The 21,592-nt window shown below is 70.4% G+C and carries 19 protein-coding genes and 1 riboswitch; of the genes, 8 read left to right on the forward strand and 11 right to left on the reverse strand.

The features are described 5' to 3' along the window. Positions 1-2: 2 nt before the first annotated feature. Genes BM162_RS08410 through mnmC2 form a run of 3 tightly spaced genes read right to left on the reverse strand, consistent with a single transcriptional unit; the run spans position 3 to position 1,995 of the window. Complete coding sequence (locus BM162_RS08410; protein ID WP_093420362.1) at positions 3-428, reverse strand: PPC domain-containing DNA-binding protein; 426 nt, start codon at positions 426-428, stop codon at positions 3-5. Then, on the reverse strand, positions 425-1,321 hold the full coding sequence (locus BM162_RS08415) for a DMT family transporter (protein ID WP_093420364.1): 897 nt from the start codon (positions 1,319-1,321) through the stop codon (positions 425-427). The genes BM162_RS08410 and BM162_RS08415 overlap by 4 nt, the downstream gene beginning before the upstream one ends. Then, positions 1,318-1,995: a tRNA (5-methylaminomethyl-2-thiouridine)(34)-methyltransferase MnmC2 gene (gene mnmC2 / locus BM162_RS08420; RefSeq protein WP_093420621.1), complete on the reverse strand. Its 678-nt coding sequence runs from the start codon at positions 1,993-1,995 to the stop codon at positions 1,318-1,320. The genes BM162_RS08415 and mnmC2 overlap by 4 nt, the downstream gene beginning before the upstream one ends. A gap of 55 nt (positions 1,996-2,050) precedes the next feature. On the opposite strand from mnmC2, the gene BM162_RS08425 reads away from it, so the two are divergent. After that, on the forward strand, positions 2,051-3,094 hold the full coding sequence (locus BM162_RS08425; RefSeq protein ID WP_093420367.1) for an NAD(P)/FAD-dependent oxidoreductase: 1,044 nt from the start codon (positions 2,051-2,053) through the stop codon (positions 3,092-3,094). A 108-nt stretch (positions 3,095-3,202) separates the two neighbouring features. On the opposite strand, the gene BM162_RS08430 is transcribed toward BM162_RS08425, so the two are convergent. Next, positions 3,203-3,733, reverse strand: coding sequence for an NADPH-dependent FMN reductase (locus tag BM162_RS08430; protein WP_093420369.1), 531 nt, complete (start codon positions 3,731-3,733; stop codon positions 3,203-3,205). Positions 3,734-3,805: 72 nt separating this feature from the next. Here BM162_RS08430 and BM162_RS08435 point away from each other — a divergent pair, with 72 nt between their 5' ends. The 3 genes from BM162_RS08435 (at position 3,806) to BM162_RS08445 (ending at position 7,248) form a co-directional block, all read left to right on the forward strand. After that, a complete protein-coding gene (locus tag BM162_RS08435) occupies positions 3,806-4,615 on the forward strand; it encodes an NAD-dependent epimerase/dehydratase family protein (RefSeq protein ID WP_093420372.1) in 810 nt (269 codons plus the stop codon). Further along, positions 4,612-6,252, forward strand: a complete 1,641-nt coding sequence (locus tag BM162_RS08440; RefSeq protein WP_093420624.1) for a thiamine pyrophosphate-binding protein — start codon at positions 4,612-4,614, stop codon at positions 6,250-6,252. Before BM162_RS08435 ends, BM162_RS08440 begins: the two co-directional genes overlap by 4 nt. Before the next feature lie 174 nt (positions 6,253-6,426). Further along, positions 6,427-7,248 (forward strand): DUF481 domain-containing protein, encoded by an 822-nt coding sequence (locus BM162_RS08445; protein WP_093420374.1) that lies wholly within the window; start codon positions 6,427-6,429, stop codon positions 7,246-7,248. Positions 7,249-7,301: 53 nt separating this feature from the next. Here BM162_RS08445 and cobO read toward each other — a convergent pair whose 3' ends face one another. Genes cobO through BM162_RS08460 form a run of 3 tightly spaced genes read right to left on the reverse strand, consistent with a single transcriptional unit; the run spans position 7,302 to position 8,987 of the window. Further along, the gene (gene cobO / locus BM162_RS08450; RefSeq protein ID WP_093420377.1) at positions 7,302-7,910 is read right to left on the reverse strand and encodes a cob(I)yrinic acid a,c-diamide adenosyltransferase; all 609 of its coding nucleotides are present in this window, start codon (positions 7,908-7,910) and stop codon (positions 7,302-7,304) included. 14 nt (positions 7,911-7,924) lie between these two features. Further along, the gene (locus BM162_RS08455) at positions 7,925-8,641 is read right to left on the reverse strand and encodes an LrgB family protein (RefSeq protein ID WP_093420380.1); all 717 of its coding nucleotides are present in this window, start codon (positions 8,639-8,641) and stop codon (positions 7,925-7,927) included. Then, positions 8,634-8,987, reverse strand: coding sequence for a CidA/LrgA family protein (locus BM162_RS08460; RefSeq protein ID WP_093420383.1), 354 nt, complete (start codon positions 8,985-8,987; stop codon positions 8,634-8,636). Before BM162_RS08460 ends, BM162_RS08455 begins: the two co-directional genes overlap by 8 nt. 101 nt (positions 8,988-9,088) lie before the next feature. On the opposite strand from BM162_RS08460, the gene BM162_RS08465 reads away from it, so the two are divergent. Beyond that, a complete protein-coding gene (locus BM162_RS08465; protein WP_093420386.1) occupies positions 9,089-9,373 on the forward strand; it encodes a hypothetical protein in 285 nt (94 codons plus the stop codon). On the opposite strand, the gene cobN is transcribed toward BM162_RS08465, so the two are convergent. The 4 genes from cobN to BM162_RS08485 all read right to left on the reverse strand — a co-directional run bounded on the left by cobN (position 9,370) and on the right by BM162_RS08485 (position 15,378). Continuing rightward, positions 9,370-13,110 carry a cobaltochelatase subunit CobN gene (cobN, locus tag BM162_RS08470; protein ID WP_093420388.1) on the reverse strand — a complete coding sequence of 1,247 codons (3,741 nt, stop codon included), beginning with the start codon at positions 13,108-13,110 and terminating at the stop codon, positions 9,370-9,372. The two genes, BM162_RS08465 and cobN, sit on opposite strands and share 4 nt — an antisense overlap. A 31-nt stretch (positions 13,111-13,141) precedes the next feature. Further along, the gene (locus tag BM162_RS08475) at positions 13,142-13,609 is read right to left on the reverse strand and encodes a GNAT family N-acetyltransferase (protein ID WP_093420392.1); all 468 of its coding nucleotides are present in this window, start codon (positions 13,607-13,609) and stop codon (positions 13,142-13,144) included. Further along, a complete protein-coding gene (gene cobW, locus BM162_RS08480) occupies positions 13,606-14,658 on the reverse strand; it encodes a cobalamin biosynthesis protein CobW (RefSeq protein WP_093420395.1) in 1,053 nt (350 codons plus the stop codon). The genes BM162_RS08475 and cobW overlap by 4 nt, the downstream gene beginning before the upstream one ends. A gap of 75 nt (positions 14,659-14,733) precedes the next feature. Continuing rightward, entirely contained in the window at positions 14,734-15,378 is a 645-nt protein-coding gene (locus BM162_RS08485; RefSeq protein WP_093420397.1) for a HupE/UreJ family protein, read from the reverse strand. A 112-nt stretch (positions 15,379-15,490) separates the two neighbouring features. Beyond that, positions 15,491-15,711: riboswitch (cobalamin riboswitch) on the reverse strand. A 155-nt stretch (positions 15,712-15,866) separates the two neighbouring features. Here BM162_RS08485 and BM162_RS08490 point away from each other — a divergent pair. The 3 genes from BM162_RS08490 to BM162_RS08500 all read left to right on the forward strand — a co-directional run bounded on the left by BM162_RS08490 (position 15,867) and on the right by BM162_RS08500 (position 21,443). After that, complete coding sequence (locus BM162_RS08490) at positions 15,867-17,057, forward strand: cation:proton antiporter (protein ID WP_093420400.1); 1,191 nt, start codon at positions 15,867-15,869, stop codon at positions 17,055-17,057. A gap of 103 nt (positions 17,058-17,160) precedes the next feature. Next, entirely contained in the window at positions 17,161-18,333 is a 1,173-nt protein-coding gene (locus BM162_RS08495; RefSeq protein ID WP_245759209.1) for an efflux RND transporter periplasmic adaptor subunit, read from the forward strand. Beyond that, entirely contained in the window at positions 18,330-21,443 is a 3,114-nt protein-coding gene (locus BM162_RS08500) for an efflux RND transporter permease subunit (protein ID WP_093420405.1), read from the forward strand. The genes BM162_RS08495 and BM162_RS08500 overlap by 4 nt, the downstream gene beginning before the upstream one ends. Positions 21,444-21,592 lie beyond the last annotated feature (149 nt).

Genomic DNA, 21,592 nt, shown 5'->3' on the forward strand with positions numbered 1-21,592 from the left:
GCTCAGCCTTCGCGCCCCGACAGTTCGCGGTAGCCGGTGGCAGGGTCAACCGGCCGCTCGAACACGACGCCCGCGGCCAGTCCCAGCACGATCTCGGCGGTGGTGCGCACCCTCGCGCCGTCCATCAGGTGCCCGCCCAGCATCCGCCCGTCGGACAACGACACGGCGAGGTGCAGGTGCGGGCCGTCCACCGACAGCGTGCCGGACAGGCCCACGATCTCCAGCGGGCCGGCGATCCGCTCGACCTCGGGCTCGCCCGCCATGCGCAGCGCCGCCACGGTCAAACTGCCGACGGCGGCGGCGACGAATCCCGCGCGTTCGGGCTGGGCGTCGAAAACCTCGATCAGGCCGCGCCGCAGGTCCGCGCCTGGCTCCAGCCGGACTGCCAGGAAGCGCGTCGCCGCCCCCGACCACGAAACACCCGTCATGCCGTCGCCCTCCGCCGTGCCTGCCTCTTGGCCCGCGCCTCGCGGACCAGCGTGAAGATCCCCGCGCCGACCACGATGGCCGCACCCAGCGCCACGTTCCACTCGATCGTCTCGCTCAGGATACCGACGCCGATGATCGACGCGAAGACGAGCTGCAGATAGGCGAAGGGCTGCACCGCGCTCGCCTCGGCCACCTCGTAGGTCTTGATCAGCAGGAAGTGCGCGAGCGAGGCGGTGACGCACAGCAGCCCCATCCAGCCCCAGTCGGCGGGCGACATCGGCTCCCAGAACCACACGCCCAGGATCGTCAGCGCCACCGCACCCACGGTCCCGGTCCAGAAGAAGCTCGTGGCCGCGTCGTCGCGCCGCGCCGCATACCGCGTCAGCAGGGCATAGAGCGCGAAGAGCAGGGCGGACACCAGCGCCACCAGCGCCTCTGGCGCGAAGACGGCGAAGCCGGGGCGCAGGATGATCAGGACGCCGACGAAGCCAACGGCGATGGCGGCCCAGCGACGCCACCCGACCTCCTCGCCCAGCACGGGGCCGGACAGCGCGGCCACCAGCAGGGGGTAGCAGGCGAAGATCGCGTGCGCCTCGACCAGGCCCAGGAAGACGAAGGCCAGCACCATCACGCAGACCTCGCCCACCAGCACCAGCGCACGCAGCGTCTGAAGGCCCGGCTGCACCGTCGCCGCCGCAGCCCGCACACCGCCCGACTGCCGCGCGGCGACGGCCACCACGAAGGCGGCGAAGAACCAGTAGCGGATCATCACCACCATCAGCACGTTGTACTCCGCTGCCAAGTGGCGCGAGATGCCGTCCTGCGCTGCGAAGACGAGGGTGGTGATCGCCATCAGGATGATGCCGAGCCGGGTGTCGTTCCTCTGGCTCATGCGAGCACCGCCCGCGTCATGTGCCGCTTGCGCCCGAAGCCCGGCACGCGTTCGACGCGAAAACCGGCCTCCTGCAGTGCCCGCCTGACGCGGCCGGCGGCGGTATAGGTGGCGGCGGTGCCGCCGGGGGCAGTGCGCCGGGCGACCTGGTGCATCAGCGCGGGCTCCCACAGTTCGGGGTTCTTGGCCGGGGCGAAGCCGTCGAGGAACCACGCGTCCGCGCCGCCCTCCCAGCCCGCGAGTGTTTCACGTGCATCGCCCACGATCACCGTCAGGTGCAGCGCGTCCGTCACGATCTGCCGCGCGCCGGCCGCCCAGGCTTCGACCAGCGGGGCCGAGAGCGCGGCGAGGTGGGGGAAAGCCGCGTGCGCGCGGGCCATGTCCTCGGCGCCCATCGGGAACGCCTCGAACGAGGTGAAGCGCAGCCGCCCCGCGATCCCCGCCTGCCGCCACAGGGCGGCGGCGGCCAGCGCGTTGAGGCCGGTGCCGAAGCCCAGTTCGGCCACCCGAAACCCCGGCGCGAAACGCGCGGGCAGGGCGTTGCCGGTCAGGAAAACATGCGCCGTCTCGGCCAGCCCGTCCTGAAGCGAGAAATACGGATCGTCGAAGCGCGTCGAAACCGGCACCCGGCCCTCGCGCCACTCGACATTCGCCTGCGCCTCTGGCAACGCCATCGTCTCGTCCACCTTCGCCGGGTCGCGGCGCGGCGATCGAAACAGGAGCCCGGTCATGGCGCGCATCGACGTAACTGTCAGGGGGGCCGGGATATTCGGCCTCTCGGTTGCCTATGCCTGTCTGCAATCCGGCGCAAGGGTGCGGGTGGTCGACCCGCACGGCCCCGGCGCGGGGGCAAGCGGCGGCTTGGTCGGGGCGCTGGCCCCCCACGTGCCCGAGGGCTGGAACCCCAAGAAGGCGTTCCAGTTCGAGAGCCTGATCCTGTCGCGCAGCTTCTGGCCCGAGGTCGAGGCGCTGTCGGGCCTGGCCTCCGGCTATGCCGCCACCGGCCGCCTCCAATCCCTCGCCGATGCGCGCGCCGTGGAGCTGGCGCGCGCGCGCGAGGCGGGGGCTGCGGAGCTGTGGGAGGGCAAGGCGGCCTGGCAGGTGATCCCGGCGGCCGAGGCCGGAGCGTGGGTGCCGCCGTCGCCCTCGGGCGTCCTCGTCCGCGACACGCTCACCGCCCGCCTGCACCCGGCGCAGGCGGTGGCGAGCCTTGCCGCCGCAGTGCAGGCGCTGGGCGGCGAGGTCGTGCGCGAGGCCGGGGACGAGGGCGCAGTCGTCTGGGCCACCGGCGCGGCGGGGCTCGAGACGCTGTCGCGGGAGCTCGGGAGGAACGTCGGGACCGGCGTGAAGGGGCAGGCGGCGGTGCTGGACCTCGACGTGCGCGACGCGCCGCAGCTTTTCGTGGACGGCCTGCACGTCGTGCCCCACGGCGACGGCACCACCGCGGTCGGCTCGACCAGCGAACGAGACTACGCCGATCCGTCCGCGACCGACGCCGCGCTCGACGACGTCGTCGCCCGTGCCCGCGCCGCCGTCCCGGCGCTGGCCGAGCCGCGGGTGCTGCACCGCTGGGCCGGCGTCCGACCCCGCGCGAAAAGCCGTGCGCCGATGCTGGGGGCGTGGCCTGACCGCCCCGGCCACTTCATCGCCAACGGAGGCTTCAAGATCGGTTTCGGCATTGCGCCGCTCGCCGGGCAGGTGATGGCGGATCTGGTGCTGGAGGGGCGGGGCCGCATCCCCGAGGGCTTCGGGGTCGCGGCGAGTCTGAGGTAAGAACGCGGCCGCGCCTGCGGCGCGACACCCTTGTTTTCGCGCCGGGCTGCGCCCGGCGCGGTGCCTCCGGCGGGGATATTTCAGGACCGAAGATGGACAGGGGGGGCGTCAGCCGCTGCGGGCTTCTCGGCGCAGGGTCTCCATCGCCTCCGTCAGGGTCTTGAGATAGCGCTCGGACGTCAGGCAGCCGTTGTCGTCGAACTGTTTGCGGGCGTCGGCGACAAGCACTTCGGGCCCGGTCGAGACGCGCGGGCGGAAAGGCGCCATGGCCAGCCACAGGGCGTAGTTCGCGCGCGCGCCGCCTGCGCGGCCGGCGGCGGCGGACATCAGCGCGACCGGCTTGCCGCGCCAGGGCGACCCCTCCGTACGGCTGATCCAGTCGAGCGCGTTCTTCAGCACGCCCGAGAGCGACTGGTTGTATTCGGGCGACGAGATCACCACCGCCTCGGCCTCGCGCACCTGGTCGGCGAGGCGCTGAACCTCGGGCGGGATGCCGTGTTCGTCCTCCAGATCCTGGTCCAGAAGCGGCAGGCGCACGTCAGCCAGGGCGAATGGCCCGCCGTAGAGGCGCGCGGCCTCGCGCACCAGTTTCGTGTTGGTCGCGCCTTTACGCAGCGACCCCGAGATGCCAAGCAACATCGCGAGTTCCCCCGTCTTGTTGCGCGGGGAAGTAAGCCGCACCGCGGCACGGGCAAGAACGGAGGAGACCAGATGGGCGATCTTCTTATGACGGGTGCGGCCGGCGGCGCGGGAAGCTTCCTGCGCCCGCTTCTGCGCGAATGCTATGGCCGTGTGATCCTGAGCGACCGGGCCGAGATGACGGACCTTGTCGAGGGCGAGGAGTTCCGGCAGGCCGAACTGAGCGATCCGCAGGCCATCGCCGCGGCGCTGCAGGGCGTGGACCGGGTGATCCACCTGGGCGGCCAGCCGGTCGAGGCGGACTGGGACACCGTGAACGCATCGAACATCGCCGGGCTCCACACCTTCTACGAGGCCGCGCGGGCTGCCGGCGTGAAGCGGGTGGTCTTCGCGTCTTCCAACCACGCCATCGGCTTCTATGGCCGCCACCGGCGGATCGGGGCGGACGACCGGGTGCGCCCCGACAGCTTATACGGCGTTTCGAAGGCCTTCGGAGAGGCGCTGGCCGCGCTCTATGCCGACAAGCACGGGATCGGCACGCTCTCGATTCGCATCGGCAACGTCGCCATGGAGCCCGCCGACACCCGCCGGCTGTCGATGTGGCTGCACCCCGAGGACCTGATGCAGCTATGTGTCATCGGGCTGGAGCATCCCGAGGTGCACAACCAGGTGGTCTTCGGAGCCTCTGGCAACGCGCGGACGTGGTGGGACAACTCCGCCGCCTTCGCCCTGGGTTATCGGCCCGCCTTTGATGCGGAGCACTGGGCAGCAGACGCCGTGAAGGGCGATGGCGCGCCGGACCCGGTGGGGGATCGGTTCCAAGGCGGCGGCTTCTGTTCGCAGGGGTTCGAGGGCGACGTGGAGCGAAACCTGTGGCACTGAGACATGGCGGCCTGATCCTGGCCGAGGCGCTGCGTGCGCATGGCGTCGAGCGGGTGTTTTCGGTGCCGGGTGAAAGCTTCCTGGCCGCGCTCGACGGGTTGCACGAGCTGGGCATCGGGAACGTGGTCTGTCGGCAGGAGGGCGGTGCGGCGATGATGGCCGAGGCCACGGCCAAGATGACCGGCACGCCCGGCGTCGTCTTCGTCACGCGCGGGCCCGGGGCGACGAACGCCTCGTCGGGGCTGCACGTTGCGATGCAGGACTCGACGCCGATGGTCTGCTTCGTGGGGCAGATCGCGCGGGGCCACCGGGACCGCGAGGCGTTTCAGGAGGTCGACTACCGCGCTTTTTTCGGCCCGCTGGTGAAGTGGGTGGCCGAGGTGGACCAGACCGAGCGGTTGCCGGAATACGTGATGCGGGCGTTTCACGTGGCACAATCGGGCCGCCCTGGTCCGGTGGTGCTGGCACTGCCCGAGGACATGCTTTCGGCGCAGGCCGACGTGCCCGACCTGGCCCCCACCGCGCCGGCGGTGTCGCGGGCCACGCCGGAGCAGATCGTTAAAATTGTCGAGAATGTTTCGCGCGCGAAACATCCGCTGGTCGTGGCCGGTGGCCCCGGCTGGTCGCAGGAGGCCGCCGACGCGCTGAAGACGTTCGCCGAGGCCGCGAAGCTGCCCGTGGCCGTCAGCTTCCGGCGGCAGGACCGGATGGACAACCGATCGCCGTCCTACGTGGGCGACCTGGGCGTGGGCGCGAACCCGGCTTTGGCCAAGCGGCTGCGCGACGCCGACCTGGTCCTGGCGCTGGGCACGCGGCTGGGCGATATCGTGACGGGCGGGTACGAGCACCTCGACCCCGCGCAGCCCGGCAAGACCATCCTCCACGTGCATCCCGACGCGGACGAGATCGGGCGGGTGTTCCGCTCGGACCTGGCCGTGGTGGCGCAGGCCGCCGACGTGGTCGCTGCGCTTGCCGCCGATCCGCCTGCGCCGGGAGACTGGGCGGCGTGGACCGAGGCGGCTCGCGCTGACTACGAGGCCTGGCAGACGCCGAAGGAGACACCGGGCGCGGTGAAGATGGAGCGGGTGGTCGGCTGGCTGGCCGCGAACCTGCCGGACGATGCCATCGTCACGAACGGCGCGGGCAACTACGCCGCGTGGCTGCACCGGTATTACAGCTTCCGCCGCTTCGGCACCCAGCTCGCGCCGACGAGTGGCTCGATGGGCTATGGCTTTCCGGCGGCGGTCGCGGCGTCCATCGCGCATCCGGACCGCACGGTCGTATGCCTTGCGGGCGACGGGTGCTTCCAGATGACGCTGAACGAGGCGTCGACGGCCATGCAGCACGGCGCGAAACCCGTCGTCATCGTCTGCAACAACGGCCGCTACGGCACCATCCGGATGCACCAGGAGCGGCAGTATCCCGGCCGGGTTTCGGGCACCGACCTGGCCAACCCGGATTTCGGCGCGCTCGCCCGCGCCTATGGCGGCTACGGCGAGGTGGTGGAGGATGGCGAGGCGTTCCCGCAGGCCTTCGCCCGCGCCCGCGCCTCCGGCACGCTCGCCGTGATCGAGCTGCGGCTCGACCCCGAGGCGCTGAGCCCCGGCGCGACCCTCAGCGAGGTGCGCGGCGGCTGACGCGTGCCGCGGTCGGCGGATTGGCGCCGATCGCGGCCGGTGCGGCGAAAACGCGTGCGGCCTTTCGCCCGCGCCCGTGCATCATGAAGATGCAGTTCATTTCAAGTGCAATGCGTACTCAGTCTTCGGCCGCCCGTTTCCGGCGGCTCACAATGCTTTTCTCAAGGTCGCATCATGAAGAAACTTACTTACACCTTGGCGCTGCTGCCCCTGCTGTCTGCCGCGCCCGCCCTCGCGCAGGGCACGCTGATCGGGACAGAGGCGCTGGACGAGCGCATCGAGGATATCGAGCTCGATGTGCGCGAGGACCTGGCCGAGGGGCGCGATGCCGACCGCTTCGGCCCGAACCAGGTGCCACAGGGCTGGCGCGGGTCGTTCGCGCTGTCGGGCTCGGTCTCGGACGGCAACACCGACGAAGGCGACTTGTCCATCGCCGGGCGCCTGACCTACGGCATCGGCAACTGGGTCCACAGCTTCGGGCTGGCCGGGGAATACGGCGAATCGGACGGCGACAAGGACCAGGAGGAGTTCTACGCCACCTATGAAGGCACGCGGTACTTCACGCCGCGCTTCTATGCCTTCGGCATCGGGCGGTTCGAGTACGACAACTTCGACACGATCGAGCGCGACGCCTTCATCGGCCTCGGGCCCGGCTACCGGATCATCAACCAGCCCGACCTGACCTGGCGAGTGCAGGCCGGCCCCGGCTGGCGGTACACCGAGGACCAGACCGGCGACGACAATACCGAGTTCGCCTGGATCGCCGCTTCGCGCGTCTATTACGGGCTGACCGACACCGTGGCGCTGACGAACGATACCGAGATCCTGGGGTCGGACGAGAACACGACCTACTGGAACGACCTCGGCGTGAACTTCGAGGTGTCGAACACGCTGACCACGCGGATCAGCTATCAGGTCGAGCACAACACCGACCCGCTGCCGGGCTTCGACGACACCGACCAAAGCCTGAACGTGGCCTTGATCCTGGGCTTCTAGCTTCGCTGCGAAACGCGGCGGGAGCGGGCGGCGCGGCCCGCTCCCGCCGCTTCTCAGAACTCGACGCCGATCTGCGCCTTGATGCCGGACCGGAACGGGTGCTTCACCAGCTCCATCTCGGTCACCAGGTCGGCGATCTCGATGATCTCGTCCTTGGCGTTGCGCCCGGTCAGGACCACGTGGGTCATCGGCGGCTTCTCCTCGGCCAGGAAGCGCGCGACCTCGGCCGCGTCGACATAGTCGTAGCGCAGGGCGATGTTGATCTCGTCGAGCAGGACCATGCGGTTGGCGGGATCGCGGATGAGCTCCTTCGCCTTCTCCCACGCCGCTTGCGCCATCTCGGTATCGCGCGAGCGGTCCTGCGTCTCCCAGGTGAAGCCTTCGCCCATTGTGTGGAACTGGCAGACGTCCGGGAAACGGTCGAGGATCAGGTCGCGCTCGCCCGTGCTCATCCCGCCCTTGATGAACTGCACGACGGCACAGGGCATGCCGTGGGCGATGCAACGGAAGATCATGCCGAAGGCGGCGGTGGACTTGCCCTTGCCCTTGCCGGTGTGGACGATCACCAGCCCCTTCTCGTCGGTCTTGGTGGCCATGATCTTGTCGCGCGCGGCCTTCTTCTTGGCCATCTTCTGCGCGTGGCGGTCGGGATCGTCGGTCATGTCGTCCTCCGGGGTCAGAGTAGCCAGGCGACCACGAGGGGCGCCAGGATCGCGGTGAGCAGGGCGTTCAGCCCCATGCCGATGCCCGAGAAGGCCCCGGCGGTGGGGTGGACGCGGAAGGCGTGCGCGGTGCCGATGCCGTGTGCGGCGACACCTACGGCGAAGCCTCGGGCGCGCCAGTCGGTGATCTTCAGCGCATTGAGGATCGGCGTGGCCACGATGGCCCCGATGATGCCGGTCAGGATCACCAGCACGGCGGTGAGGGTCGGCGCGCCGCCGATCGCCTCGGAAACGCCGATGGCCACGGGCGCCGTCGCCGATTTCGGCGCGAGCGACAGCAACGTTTCGCCGCGGACGCCGAACGCGGCGGCGATGCCGAGGGCCGAGAGGATGGCGGTCAGCGACCCGGCGAACAACGCGGCCAGCATGGGCAGCAGGCTGGCCCGGATCCGCTTGAGGTTGGCGTGGAGCGGCAACGCCAGAGCGACGGTCGCGGGGCCCAGCATGAAGTGCACGAACTGCGCGCCCTCGAAATAGGTAGCGTAGGGGGTGCTTGTGGCCGCGAGCAGGGTGGCCAGCAGGATCACCGCCATCAGCACCGGGTTGGCGAGCGGGTGGCGCTTCAGTTTCTCCGCCGTCGCGTCCGCGATGACGTATGCCACGAGCGTCGCGGTCAGCCACAGGAGCGGCTCGCGGGCGAGGTAGCTCCAGAGGTCGGTCACGTCACTCATCGGCGGCCCCGGTAAGGCGGGCGACGGCGAGGAAGGCGGCGACGGCGGCGAGGATAGCGAGCACGGTGCTGCCCACGAGCGCGGCGAGGAGGGCGGGCCCGTCGGAGCCGAAGGTGCCCAGGTGGCCTACGACGCCGACGCCGGCGGGGACAAACAGCAGCGAGAGATGCGCCAGAAGGCCGTTCGCTGTCTTCGACATGCGGGTGGCGAGCGAGGGACGGGCGAGGAGCAACGCGAAGAGGCCGGCAAGGCCGAGCACGGGTCCGGGGACCGACAGACCGAGCCCGCGCGCCATAACTTCGCCGGCGAGTTGGAAGAGAAGCAGGATGGTGACGTTCAGGATCATGCACGGGCTCCGGTCGGCCCGGCGATCCTAGAGACTGCGGCGCGCGGGGCAAGCCGGGCAGGTTAAGCCGGGATTAACTGTTGTGAGCGAGGATCGGCGACATGAGATACACCGTGCTTTTCCTTCTCCTCGCCGCCTGTTCCGGCCCAAGCCTTGCCTTCCGAAATGCGGAGACGCAGGCGGTGGAGGTCGGCGGCAGCACCTTCACCGTGCACCGGCTGGGCGACAGGGTGGAGGTGCACCGGACGGGCTTCGAATGGCTGCCGTCGAAGGCCGGGGTCTTCCGACGAAGCGTGACGGCGATCCGGCGCACCACGGGGTGCGGGATCGCCGCCGGGACGCTGGAAGGCGACCAATCGATTCAGCGGGCGGAGCTGGTGTGCTAGCCGCTGCGCAGGGCGTCGATACGCGCGCGGGCGGAGTTCGACTTCGGTGACCAGAGGCCGCGGTCGATGGCCTCCTGTAGCCTCTCCGCGATCTCGCGCAGCGCAGGCGCGTTGGCGTCGGCGATGAACTCACGGGTGGCGTCGTCTTCCAGAAAGGCGGACTCGACCAGGTCGAAATGGTGGTTCTTTGCCGCGCGCGTGGTGGCGGCGAAGGCGAAAAGGTAATCGACGGTCGCCGCAATCTCGAAGGCGCCCTTGTAGCCGTGGCGCTTGCAGCCTTCGATCCACTTCGGGTTAACCACGCGCGAGCGGACGACGCGGCCGATCTCGTCTTCCAGGGTACGGATCAGCGGGCGTTCGGGGCGCGAGTGGTCGTTGTGGTAGATGGGTCGATCCTGGCCCTGGAGCGTCGCGACGGCGGCGGCGGCGCCGCCTTCGAACTGGTAATAGTCGTCGCTGTCGAGCAGGTCGTGCTCGCGGTTGTCCTGGTTCTGGACGATGGCCTCGGTCTGGGACAGGCGGGTCTCGAAGGCGCGTCGGTCCTTGCGTCCCTCCTCGCCCGCGCCATAGGCATAGCTGCCCCAGTCGAGATAGGCGTCTGCCAGGTCGGCGCGGTCGGACCAGATGCGCTCGTCGATGAGCGCCTGCAGACCCGCCCCGTAGGCGCCCGGCTTCGAGCCGAAGACACGGGCGGTGGAGCCTTCGGCCCGGGCGCGGGCGGCGGCGGGGTTCACGTCCTCGGGCTCATCAAGCGCCATGACGGCGCGCGCGGCGCTGTCGAGCAGCGCGATCTGCTGCGGGAAGGCGTCTCGGAAAAAGCCCGAGACGCGGAAGGTCACATCGACGCGCGGGCGGCCGAGCGCGGTGTGGGGGATCACCTCGAACCCCGTGACGCGGCGATTGGCGCTATCCCACTGCGGCTTCACGCCCATCAGCGCGAGGCCCTGCGCGATGTCGTCGCCGCCCGTTCGCATGTTCGCCGTGCCCCAGACGGTCAGAAGCATGGCGCGGGGCCAGTCGCCGTGGGTCTGCAGGTGCCGGTCGATCAGCAGGCTGGCCGACTTCCACCCTAGTGACCAGGCGGTGGGCGTGGGCACGGCGCGGCTGTCGACCGAGAAGAAGTTGCGGCCGGTGGGCAGCACGTCGGGCCGCCCGCGCGTGGGCGCGCCGGACGGACCGGGGGTGATGGCGCGGCCATTCAGCCCGGCGACGAGCGCGTCGATCTCGGCCGGGCCGCAAGCGGTGATGGCGGGGCGGATCGTGCGTTCGGCCTCCTGCAGCACGGTATCGCTCGTCGGCCCTGGGCGGGCCACCTCGCTGTCGAGGAGCTTCTGGGCCAGGAGTTCCAGCCGCTCTACCGTGTCGCCGGTGCTGCGCCAGGTGGCGTCGGAGACGGCGGCGAGGGCTTCGGGGCGCGGGCCGGTCCAGGGGGCGGCCATGTCGGGGTCGAGCGGGTCGAAGTCGAGCGCGAGGTCGATGGCCAGCGCGCGGATCAGCGAGGCGTTGCCGCCCTTGCCGTCGCCGCGCGGCGTGCGGAGCAGGGCGAGGGCGAGGTCGCGCTCCAGCCGGCCCTCGGGCGCCCGGCCGAAGATGTGCAGGCCGTCGCGGATCTGCGCCTCTTTCAATTCGCAGAGATAGGCGTCGAGCTTCGCGAGGTCGCCCTCGGCATCCCCGCCGGTCATGCCGACGTCGGCATCCAGCCCGGTGGTGCGCGCCAGCGACAGGATCTCGTCACGCAGGTGGGCGATGCGGCGGGGATCGACGCCGGCGGCCTCGTAATACTCGTCCACCAGCGCCTCGAGATCGCGCAGGGGGCCGTAGGTCTCGGCCCGCGTGAGCGGCGGGGTCAGGTGGTCGAGGATGACCGCCTGCGCCCGACGCTTGGCCTGCGTCCCCTCACCGGGGTCGTTGACGATGAAGGGGTAGAGATGCGGCATCGGGCCCAGCACCGCCTCGGGCAGGCAGGCGTCGGACAGCGCCACCGCCTTGCCCGGCAGCCATTCCAGGTTGCCGTGCTTGCCCATGTGGACGACCGCGTGCGCGCCCCAGTGTTCGCGCAGCCAGATGTAGAAGGCGAGGTAGTTGTGCGGCGGGACGAGGTCGGGCGAATGGTAGGTTTCGGTCGGGTCGATGTTGTAGCCGCGGGCGGGCTGCAGGCCGACCACCGCGTTCCCGAAGCGGTGGAGCGAGAGGTGGAATACGGCCTTCTCATGCCCGTTTCGCCCTTCGGGCGAAGCCTCCGGCGGGGATATTTGAGGACCAGAGAGGAAGGGGTCCTGCTCGGGGCCGCCCCAGCGCTCTTCGATCTTCTGGCGGAGGGCGTAGGGGAGCGTCTTGTAATGGGCGAGGTAGGTGTCGAGGGGGAGCGTTTCTCCGCCCGCGCGGACGGCGCGGTCGGTGAGCCAGTTGGTGGGGCCGGCCATCAGACGGTCCATCAGGGTGGCGCTGTCGGCGGGGGCGACATCGATGGCGTAGCCTTCGGCGGCGAGGCGCTGGAGGGCGTGGACCGTGGCGGCGGGGGTGTCGAGGCCGACGCCGTTGGCGAGGCGGCCGTCCTTGTTGGGATAGTTGGCGAGGATCAGGGCGACCTTGCGCTCTTGCGGCTTGGTTCTGCGCAGGCGCGTCCAGTTCGCGGCGAGGCGGGCGGTGAAATCGATGCGGTCGCCGCGGGCGCGATAAGTGGCGATCGGGCACTGGGTGGCGTCGTCGAAGAACGCCTCGCCCTTGAAGCTGACAGCGCGGGCGAGGATGCGGCCGTCCACCTCGGGCAGCGCCACGTTCATGGCGATGTCGCGGGCCGACAGGCCGCTTTCGCCCTCTTCCCACGCCTGTTCGGAGGAAGCGGCGAGGACGACTTGGAACACTGGCGCGGCGTTGGCCAAGGGCGCGGCAAGCGGGTTATCGGCGCTGCCGCCGTCGTGCGGCGAGCCGACGGCGAAGCTGGTGCAGTTCAGGATGACCTCGGGCGGCGCCTCAGCAAAGAGGCCCTCGAGCGTGGCGGCCGAGAGCGGGTCCTTCAGCGAGGCCACGAAAATCGGCATCGGGTTGAGGCCCTGGCGCAAGAGCGCGCGGGTGAGGCGGTTGATCGGGTTGAGGCCCGCGCCCTGCACCTGCGCGCGGTAGAAGACGATCGGGACAACGGGCGCGTCCTCGGTCCAGCTTTCGCGCAAGGTGGCGAGGTCGGTGGTGCCGGCGCCGGGCCAGTAGAGGCCGGCGCGCAGGAGGGGCTTGGCGGGCGGCGGCGCCTCGGCCCCGTCCAGCATGGCGCGGGCGTGGCGCAGGAAGTTGGCGGCATTCTCGGGCCCGCCCTCGACAAGGTAGGCCCAGAGCGCGTCGTAATCAGCGTCGGAGACGGTGGAGAGGCCGCGCAACTCGGCGTCGGGCTTGTCGTCGCCGGGCAGGGCGGCGAAGGGTACGCCGGCGGCGTGGAGGTGGGCCGCGTATTGTTCGAGCCCGTAGCGCCAGTAGCCCGCGCCGCCCAGCAGGCGGGCGACGACGAGGCGGGACCTCGTGGCGCAGCGCTCGACGTGCAGGTCCACCGACATCGGGTGGCGCAGGTGGTTGAGGCTGGCCAGCCGCAGCGTCGGCGGCGTCTCCATCTCGGCGCGCGCCTCGCTCAGCGCGGCGAGCTCGGTGTCAGCGGCGGAGAGGACGACGACGTCGGCGGGATCCTGGCCGAGGTCGACCGGTTCGGTGCCGTCGTCGATCGCGCCGGGGGTAGCGGCGAGGAGGTGCATCAGAAGGCTCCGTGGCCCGTTGGACCGGGTGTCAGAGGGGCTTTTCCAGGAACAGGTTCGACTCGATGTCGGGGTAGCCGCCGAAGGGCTCGCACTCCACGTAGCCGCGCGCGCGGTAAAGGGCGCAGGCGGCGGCGAGGGCCTCGCCGGTTTCGAGCTTGAGCACAGGCAGGCCGAAGTCGTGGGCGGCAGTTTCGAGCGTGTCCATCAGCGCAGTGCCGACGCCCCGGCCGCGGGCTTCGGGCGCGACGTAGAGGCGCTTGACCTCACCGTAGCGGCCGGTGTCCACCAGCGCGACGCATCCCACCGGCGCGTCGCCCAGGTAGGCGGCGAAGAACTGGGCGCCGGGGACGGCGAGCTCCTCGGCCGTGCTGGAGAAGCACTCCTCTGGGGGATAGACCTCGAGCAGGGCCATCTGGCTCGCGTCGATGAGGGCGCGGGCGTCGGCGGTCAGCGGGTGCAGCGGGCGAATGACGAGCGGCGCTGGATCGTGCTTCATGCCGATAGCGCCCGGGTGATCGCCTCCCGGTCGAGGCCGGCCTGGCCGATGACGACAAGCCGCGCCTCGCGCGGTTCGTTGGCGGCGAGCGGACGGTCGAAGTAGGTCTCGATCCGCGGTCCGACGGCCTGGAGCGTCAGGCGCATCGGCTTGCCCTGCACGGCAGCGAAGCCCTTGAGCCGGAGGATGTCGTGGGCGCGGATGGTGCTGGACACCAGCTCGGCGAAGGCCGTGGGGTCGGTGACCTCGGGCAGCGTGACCACAAAGCTCTCGAAGTCGTCGTGGTCGTGATGGTGGTCGTCGTCGTCCTCGTCGTCGTGGTGGTGATGGTGCACCTCGTGACGCCCCTCCATGTCGCTTTCGGCGGCGGCGGAGCGCCCGAGGAGGACATCGGCGGGCAGGCGGCCCATCACGGCCGGAACAACGTGAACGCCGGCGCGGCTGTCGGTTTCAAGCTTCGACAGGAGGTCGGTCTTCTCGGCCTCGTCCAGCAGATCGGTCTTGTTCACCACGATCATGTCGGCGCAGGCGATCTGGTCGTCGAAGAGCTCGGACAGGGGCGTCTCGTGGTCGAGGTTGTCGTCCATCGCGCGCTGCCGGTCGACCGCTGCGGTATCGTGGGCGAAGCGGCCCTCGGTCACCGCCTTGCCGTCCACCACCGTCACCACGCCGTCCACGGTGACGCGGGTCGAGATCTCGGGCCAGTTGAAGGCGCGCACCAGCGGCTGCGGCAGGGCCAGGCCCGAGGTCTCGATCACGATGTGGTCGGGGGGCGTCCCGCGGGCCAGGAGCTTCTGCATGGTGGGCACGAAGTCCTCGGCCACGGTGCAGCAGATGCAGCCGTTCGACAGCTCCATCACGTCGTCGTCGGTGCAGGTCTCGTCGCCGCAGCCCTTCAGGATATCGCCGTCCACGCCGAGGTCGCCGAACTCGTTGATGATCAGGGCGATGCGGCGGCCGTCGGCATTGGCCAGCAGGTGGCGGATCAGGGTCGTCTTGCCTGAGCCGAGGAAGCCGGTGACGATGGTGGCGGGGATCTTGGCGGGCATGCGGGAGGTCTCCGGGAAGGGGATCACCCTCCGCGCGGGGCGCGGAGGGCCGTGTCGGGCGTCATGTGGCGGGGATCAGCCCCAGCCGAGCGAGGCGAAAAGCGCGCCCTCGACGGTTTCGAGCGACAGGAACAGGCCCACGCCCGCGACGACGGCGCCGGCGAGGCGGGGCTGGAGCGCGCCCGCGTCGGTCGCCTGCCAGACGTTCTGCGCCACCCAGCCGGCGGCGCGGGCGACGGCGTACTGGATCGCGGCGAGGCCCAGCAGGTAACCGGCGAGGACCGGAAGTGTCGCGCCCGCCTCGGCCGAGGCCATGGCACCGCCGAAGGCCGAGCCGTGGAACAGCCCGAACCCGGCGAAAAGCGCCAGCGCGGCGGGGGCCGACAGCGCGCGGCCCGACAGGACGACGCCGCCTAGGGCGAGCAGCGAGACGGCGATCACCGCCTCGGCCAGCGGCAGGGCGGGGCCGAAGGTGGCGATGACGACGCCCGCGATCATGGCGGCGATGTAGGCCAGCGGCGCGGTGGCGGCGCGGCCGGTGAAGACGGCGGCGATGCCCATGAGCGCCACGAAGAACAGGTGGTCGAAGCCCAGGATCGGGTGGCCAACACCCGACAGCACGCCGTGGGCGAAGGTCGTCATCTCCATCCCGCCGAGCGGGTGGTGGGCGAGGGCGGGCGTGGCGGTGAGCGCCAGGGCCGGTGCAAGCAGTTTCTTCATGTCTGTCCCCTTTCGGTCCGTTCGTTAGAAAGGGGGGTCTCGTCGAAAGGCGGCCCGTCGCGTGCCAGGCTTACCCTTCACGGAACACCCCGTCCGTTATGCAGGCCGGACGCTGTCGCGCCCGTGCATGGCCGGTCTCCTGGCTTGCGGGTCGTCACGCTCCGTCTGCCTTCCCGGGAAGCCCCAGTGGCGTAGTTGACGGGCGCTCTCCGCTTACAGTCGCGGGGGCGGCTGCGGCTTCGGGCCCCGGCTTGGGTCGCCCTCACTGCATTCCCATTTGGCCCCCTCGCGCTTGGGCGCGGGACGGGGGGCACCATGCGCCCTCATCTTTGCGTGCGCGGGGTGTGGCCCGTCAAGGCGGATTTCGTCCTTGCGCCGGGCGGGTGCGGCCCGGTTGACGCAGGTCAAGGCGAGGCCAGAGCGGCGGCAGCAGGGTGCCGCCGACCGCGTAAAGAGGCGGAAGATCGCTGTGGTGAAGGGGAAATGCGATGGAGTGGGCTCCTGTCCTGGCCGCCATCGGCGTGTTGTTCCTGGCGGGTCTCGCGCTCGACGCGCTGGGCCACCGGGTGCACGTTCCGCGGGTTACGCTGCTGATCCTGCTGGGCGTGGCGCTGGGGCGGCCGGGGCTCGATCTGCTGCCGCTCGACATCGACCGGGCGAACGCGGTGCTGGCACCCACGGCGCTGACGATGGTGGCCTTCCTGCTGGGCGGGTCGTTGGACCGGCGGACGCTGGCGGCGCAGGGGCGCGAGATCATGATCGTCTCAGTCACGCTGGCGCTTCTGTCGATGATGATCGTCGCGGGCGGGCTCTGGCTGATCGGGGCGCCCGTCGTGCTGGCGGTGATGCTGGGGGCGATTTCGACCGCGACCGCGCCGGCGGCAACGCGCGACGTGGTGCGGCAGTCGCCGCTGCGTGACAGCCGGTTCGCGCGCACGATCTTGGGCATCGTGGCGATCGACGACGTCTGGGGACTGGTGATCTTCAGCGCCGCCCTGACCGCCGCCGGCGTGATCGCCGGGGGCGAGGCGAACGGCGCGCTGGCGCACGGCGCGCGCGAAGCCGGCGGTGCAGTGGCGCTGGGGCTGATCGTGGGCGTACCGGCGGCTTACCTGACCGGGCGGCTGAAGCCGGGCGAGCCAACTCTGCTCGAGGCGCTGGGCGTCGTGTTCCTGATCGCCGGAATCGCGCTGTGGCTCGAGCTGTCGTACCTGCTGGCGGGAATCGTTTGCGGAGCGGTTGTCGTGAACCTCGCCCGGCACCACGACCAGCCGTTCCACGAGATCGAGCGCATCGAGTGGCCGTTCCTGCTGCTGTTCTTCGTGATGGCCGGCGCCTCGCTCGAGGTCGAGCATCTGCGCGCCGCCGGGCTGCTGGGGGTGGCGTATTTCGTGCTGCGGATCGCGGGGCGGCTGGCCGGAGGCTGGGGCGGCGGCCGGCTGGCCGGGCTCAGCGGGCGGCGCGGGGTGCTGACCGGCATGGGGCTGATGCCGCAGGCCGGCGTTGCCGTGGGCATGGCGCTGGTGGCGAGCGAGCGGTTCCCGCAGCACGGCGACGTGATCCTGGCCGTCACGATCGGCACGACCGTCGCGTTCGAGCTGATCGGCCCGGTGATGACGCAGGCGGCGCTGACGCGGGCGGCGCGCACGCCTGAGGCGCAGCCGGAACCCGAAAGCTGAGTGCCTGTTGAATCGGAATGGCTCCCGCTGGCGACAGCGGGCCGCATCCCTATGTGCTATGACATGTCCGCGGCCGCGGACGCCCTGCAACGGAGCCGAGCCTTTGCCCGACATCCCCGACGACCGCGGCGCGCGCCAGCCGCTGACCTTCGACAGCGACCGCGGCGCCTCGCGTTCGAAGTGGATTGCCGCCGCGCTGGTGGTCGCCCTGGTGGCGTGGATGGCCAGCGGCTTCGTGCTGCCGAGCGAGGAGACCGAGAGCGCCACGCCGGTGAGCGAGGCCCCGCGCGCCGTGGCCGTGGCGGTGCGCGAGTCGGCGGCCGAGCCCGTGACGCAGTATTTCACAGCCGAGGGGCAGGCACTGCCCCAGCGCCGCACCGTCGTGCTGGCCGAGGCCGCGGGCGAGGTCGTCGAGCTCGCCGTGCGCAAGGGCGCGATGGCCGAGGACGCGGACCTGATCGCCCGGCTCGACCCGGCGCGGCAGGAGGCCGACCTGGAGGGCGCGCGGGAAGAGCTGCGCCGGGCCGAGCGCGACCTTCAGAACGCCGAGACCCTGCTTGACCGCGGCACCGGCACCGTGGACCGGGTGGCGCAGGCGCGGTCGACCGTGGCGGCGGTGCGCGCGCAGGTAGCGGCGGCCGAAGACGCGCTGGACGCCACGTTCGTGCGCGCGCCTTTCGCCGGCCGGGTCGAGGCGCTGCCGATCGAGGAGGGCGAATTCGTCACCGCCGGCGCGACGGTGGCCGAGGTCGTGGATGCGGTGCCGCTGACCGTCGCGATCCAGGTGCCGCAGCAATCGCTGGCCGCGCTCGAGGTCGGGCAGCCCGCGCAGGTGTCGTTCATCACCGGCCAGCAGGCCACAGGCGAGGTCGTCTTTGTCGGCGCCAGCGCGGCAGCCGAGACGCGCACCTTCCTGGCCGAGATCGAGGTGCCGAATGAGGACTCGGACATTCCGGCCGGCGTCAGCGCCGAGGTACGCATCCCCACCGGAGAGGCCGTGGCGCACTTCCTGTCGCCCGCGATCCTTTCGCTCGGCCCCGACGGCGAGTTGGGCGTCAAGACGGTGGGCGAGGACGACCGTGTGGTGTTCCACGAGGTCGAGATCGTGCGCGCTCAGACCGACGGCGTCTGGGTCGCCGGCCTGCCGCAGGAGGCAGAGATCATCACCGTGGGGCAAGGCTTCGTCAGCGCGGGCGAACTGGTCGCGCCGCAGCCCGAGGTCGACATCACGCAGGCCGGCGCTGTCGAGGCCGAGACGGCGGAGGCGCTGGAATGAACGGGCTGATCGACGCGGCCTTTTCGCGTTCGCGCTTCGTGGCGCTGGTTCTTGGCCTGATCCTGATGGTCGGCGGCGTGTCCTATGTCGCCATCCCGAAGGAAAGCGCGCCCGAGGTGCCGATCCCGGTCATATACGTCGTCACGACGCTGGAAGGCATTTCGCCCGAGGATGCCGAGCGGCTGCTGGTCGAGCCGCTGGAAACCGAGCTGGGGTCCCTGACGGGCGTCGAGCAGATGGAGGCCAGCGCGGGCGAGGGCTATGCCTCGGTCACGCTGGAATTCGAGCCGGGCTTCGACGCGGACGAGGCCGTCTCCGACGTGCGCGAGGCGGTGGACCGCGCCGCCGAGGAACTGCCCGAGGAGGCGACCGAGCCCAGCGTGAACGAGGTGAACACCGCGCTCTTCCCCATCCTGACGGCGATTCTGTCCGGTCCGGTGCCCGAGCGCACGCTCAACGACCTGGCCGAGGACCTGACCGACCGGATCGAGGCGGTTGAGGGCGTGCTCGAGGTCGATGTGGGCGGCGCGCGGACCGAACTGCTCGAGGTTCTGATCGATCCGACGATCTTCGAGACCTACACCCTCTCGTTCGACGAGTTGATCGCGCAGATCAACCGCAACAACCGCCTGATCGCCGCGGGCGCCATCGAGACCGAGGCGGGGCGAATCGTGCTCAAGGTGCCGGGCCTGATCGAGGGGGTCGGCGACGTGATGGAGCTGCCCGTGAAGGTGCGCGGTGACACGGTCGTGACCTTCGGCGATGTGGCCACGGTGCGCCGGACTTTCGAGGATCCGACCAGCTTCGCCCGGATCAACGGGCAGCCGGCGCTGGCGCTCGAGGTCAAGAAGCGCGTCGGCGCCAATATCATCGAGACGGTGGCGCGCGTGAAGGAGGTCATCGGAACCAGCCGCGGCGAGTGGCCCGAGAGCGTGCGCATCACCTATCTTCAGGACGAAAGCGAACAGGTCGAGACGACGCTGGCCGACCTTCAGTCGAACGTGCTGGCGGCGATCATCCTGGTGATGGTGGTGATCGTTTGGGCGCTGGGCCTGCGTTCGGCCGTGCTGGTTGGCTTGGCCATTCCCGGCGCCTTCCTGGCCGGTGTCGCGGCGGTCTATGCGCTGGGGTACACGATGAACATCGTGGTGCTGTTCTCGCTGATCCTAGTGGTCGGCATGCTGGTCGACGGCGCCATCGTCACCGTGGAACTGGCGGATCGGCGGCTGCACGACGGCGACCCGCCGAAGGCGGCCTATGCTCATGCCGCCAAGCGGATGGCCTGGCCGATCATCGCCTCGACCGCGACGACGCTCAGCGTGTTCTTCCCGCTGCTGTTCTGGACCGGCGTGGTGGGCGAGTTCATGAAATACCTGCCGATCACGGTGATTCTGACGCTGTCGGCCTCGCTGGCCATGGCGCTGGTGTTCATCCCGGTGATGGGCGGGATCATCGGGCGGCGACAGCCCCAGCCCGCGTCGGCCAAGCGGGCGCTTTTCGCCGCCGAGCATGGCGATCCCCGCGACATCGGCGGCTGGACCGGCGGCTATGTCCGCGTGCTGCAATGGGCGATCCTGCGGCCGCTGACGACGGTGCTGCTGGCGGTGGCACTGCTGCTTGGGGCGTTCTCGGCCTATGCCAGTTTCGGGCACGGGCTGACCTTCTTCCCCGAGCCGGAGCCCGAGTTCATGCAGGTGACGGTGCGCGCGCGCGACAACTTCTCGATCTACGAACGTGACGACCTGGTGCGCGCGGTGGAGGCGCGGCTTTTGGAGTACGACGAGATCGCCAGCGTCTACGCCCGGTCGAGCGCTGATCGGCAGGCGGGGGAAGAGGTGATCGGGACCATCCAGCTGGAACTGATCGAGTGGGACGAGCGGCGCGCGGCCGAGGCCATCGGCGCACAGATCCGGACGCAGATGGCCGAGATCCCGGGCATCGACGTGCAGGTGCAGACGCAGTCCGGCGGACCGTCGGCGGGCAAGCCCGTCAACCTCGAGATCGTGTCGAACGACCCGCTGGCGCAGGCCGAGGCGGTCGAGACGGCGCTGGCGCAGATGGAGCGGCTGGGCGGCTTCACCGACATCACCGACACCCGGCCCCTGCCGGGCGTCGAATGGCGTGTGCAGGTCGACCGGTCCGAGGCCGCGCGATTCGGCGCGGACGTGTCGCTGCTGGGCCAGGCGGTGCAGCTTCTGACGCAGGGCATTACCGTCGCCGACTATCGCCCCGACGATGCCGAGGGGCCGGTCGACATCCGGGTGCGCTTCCCCGCCGGGGACCGGACGCTGGAGGAACTTCAGGCGCTGCGTGTGCCCACGAACGCGGGTCTGGTGCCCGTGTCGAATTTCGTCAGCTTCGAGCCGGCGCCGCGCACCGGCACCATCAAGCGGATCGATCAGGAGCGCGTCATCTCGATCGAGGCGAACGTCGCGCCGGGGCTCTTGGTAAACGACCAGATCGAGGCGCTGCGCGAGGCGCTAATGCGCGCCGACCTGCCGGACAATGTGGCGTGGTCCTTCGCGGGCGAGGCCGAGGACCAGCAGGAGGCGATGAGCTTCCTGACCGCAGCCTTCGCCACCGCCATCGGGCTGATGTTCGCCATCCTGCTTTTGCAGTTCAACAGCTTCCGGCAGGCGCTGATCGTGATGTCGGCGATCATCTTCTCGGTCGCGGGCGTCCTGCTGGGGCTGCTGGTCACGGGGCGGCCCTTCGGCGTGGTGATGGGCGGCATCGGCGTGATCGCGTTGGCGGGAATCGTGGTGAACAACAACATCGTGCTGATCGACACCTACAACGATCTACGCCGCGAGGGGCTGTCGCCGCTCGAAGCCGCGCTGAGAACCGGGGCGCTGCGCCTGCGGCCGGTGGTGCTGACCTCGGCCACCACGGCACTGGGGCTGATGCCCATGGTGATCGGGGTGAACATCGACTTCTTCGCTCGCGCCATCGTCTACGGCGCGCCGTCGACGCAATGGTGGACCGAGCTGTCGAGCGCCATCGCCGGCGGACTGGTGGTGGCGACGGTGCTGACGCTGGTGGTCACGCCGGCCATGTTGATGCTGGCCGAGCCCGGGGCGCGGCGGCGGGCGCAGGCCGCGAGGGCCTGAGGCGAGCCGAAATTTCTGCGAAATACGCTGGCCGATCTTCCGACGAAAGATCGGAAGGGGGCTGTCTGCCCCCTCTGCGCCCTTCAGGCGCATTCACCCCCGAGGATACTTCCGGACCGAAGATGGGGCGGGGCAGGGGATGCGAAAAC

This window comes from Tranquillimonas alkanivorans (genome assembly GCF_900115595.1).
Lineage (GTDB): Bacteria > Pseudomonadota > Alphaproteobacteria > Rhodobacterales > Rhodobacteraceae > Tranquillimonas > Tranquillimonas alkanivorans.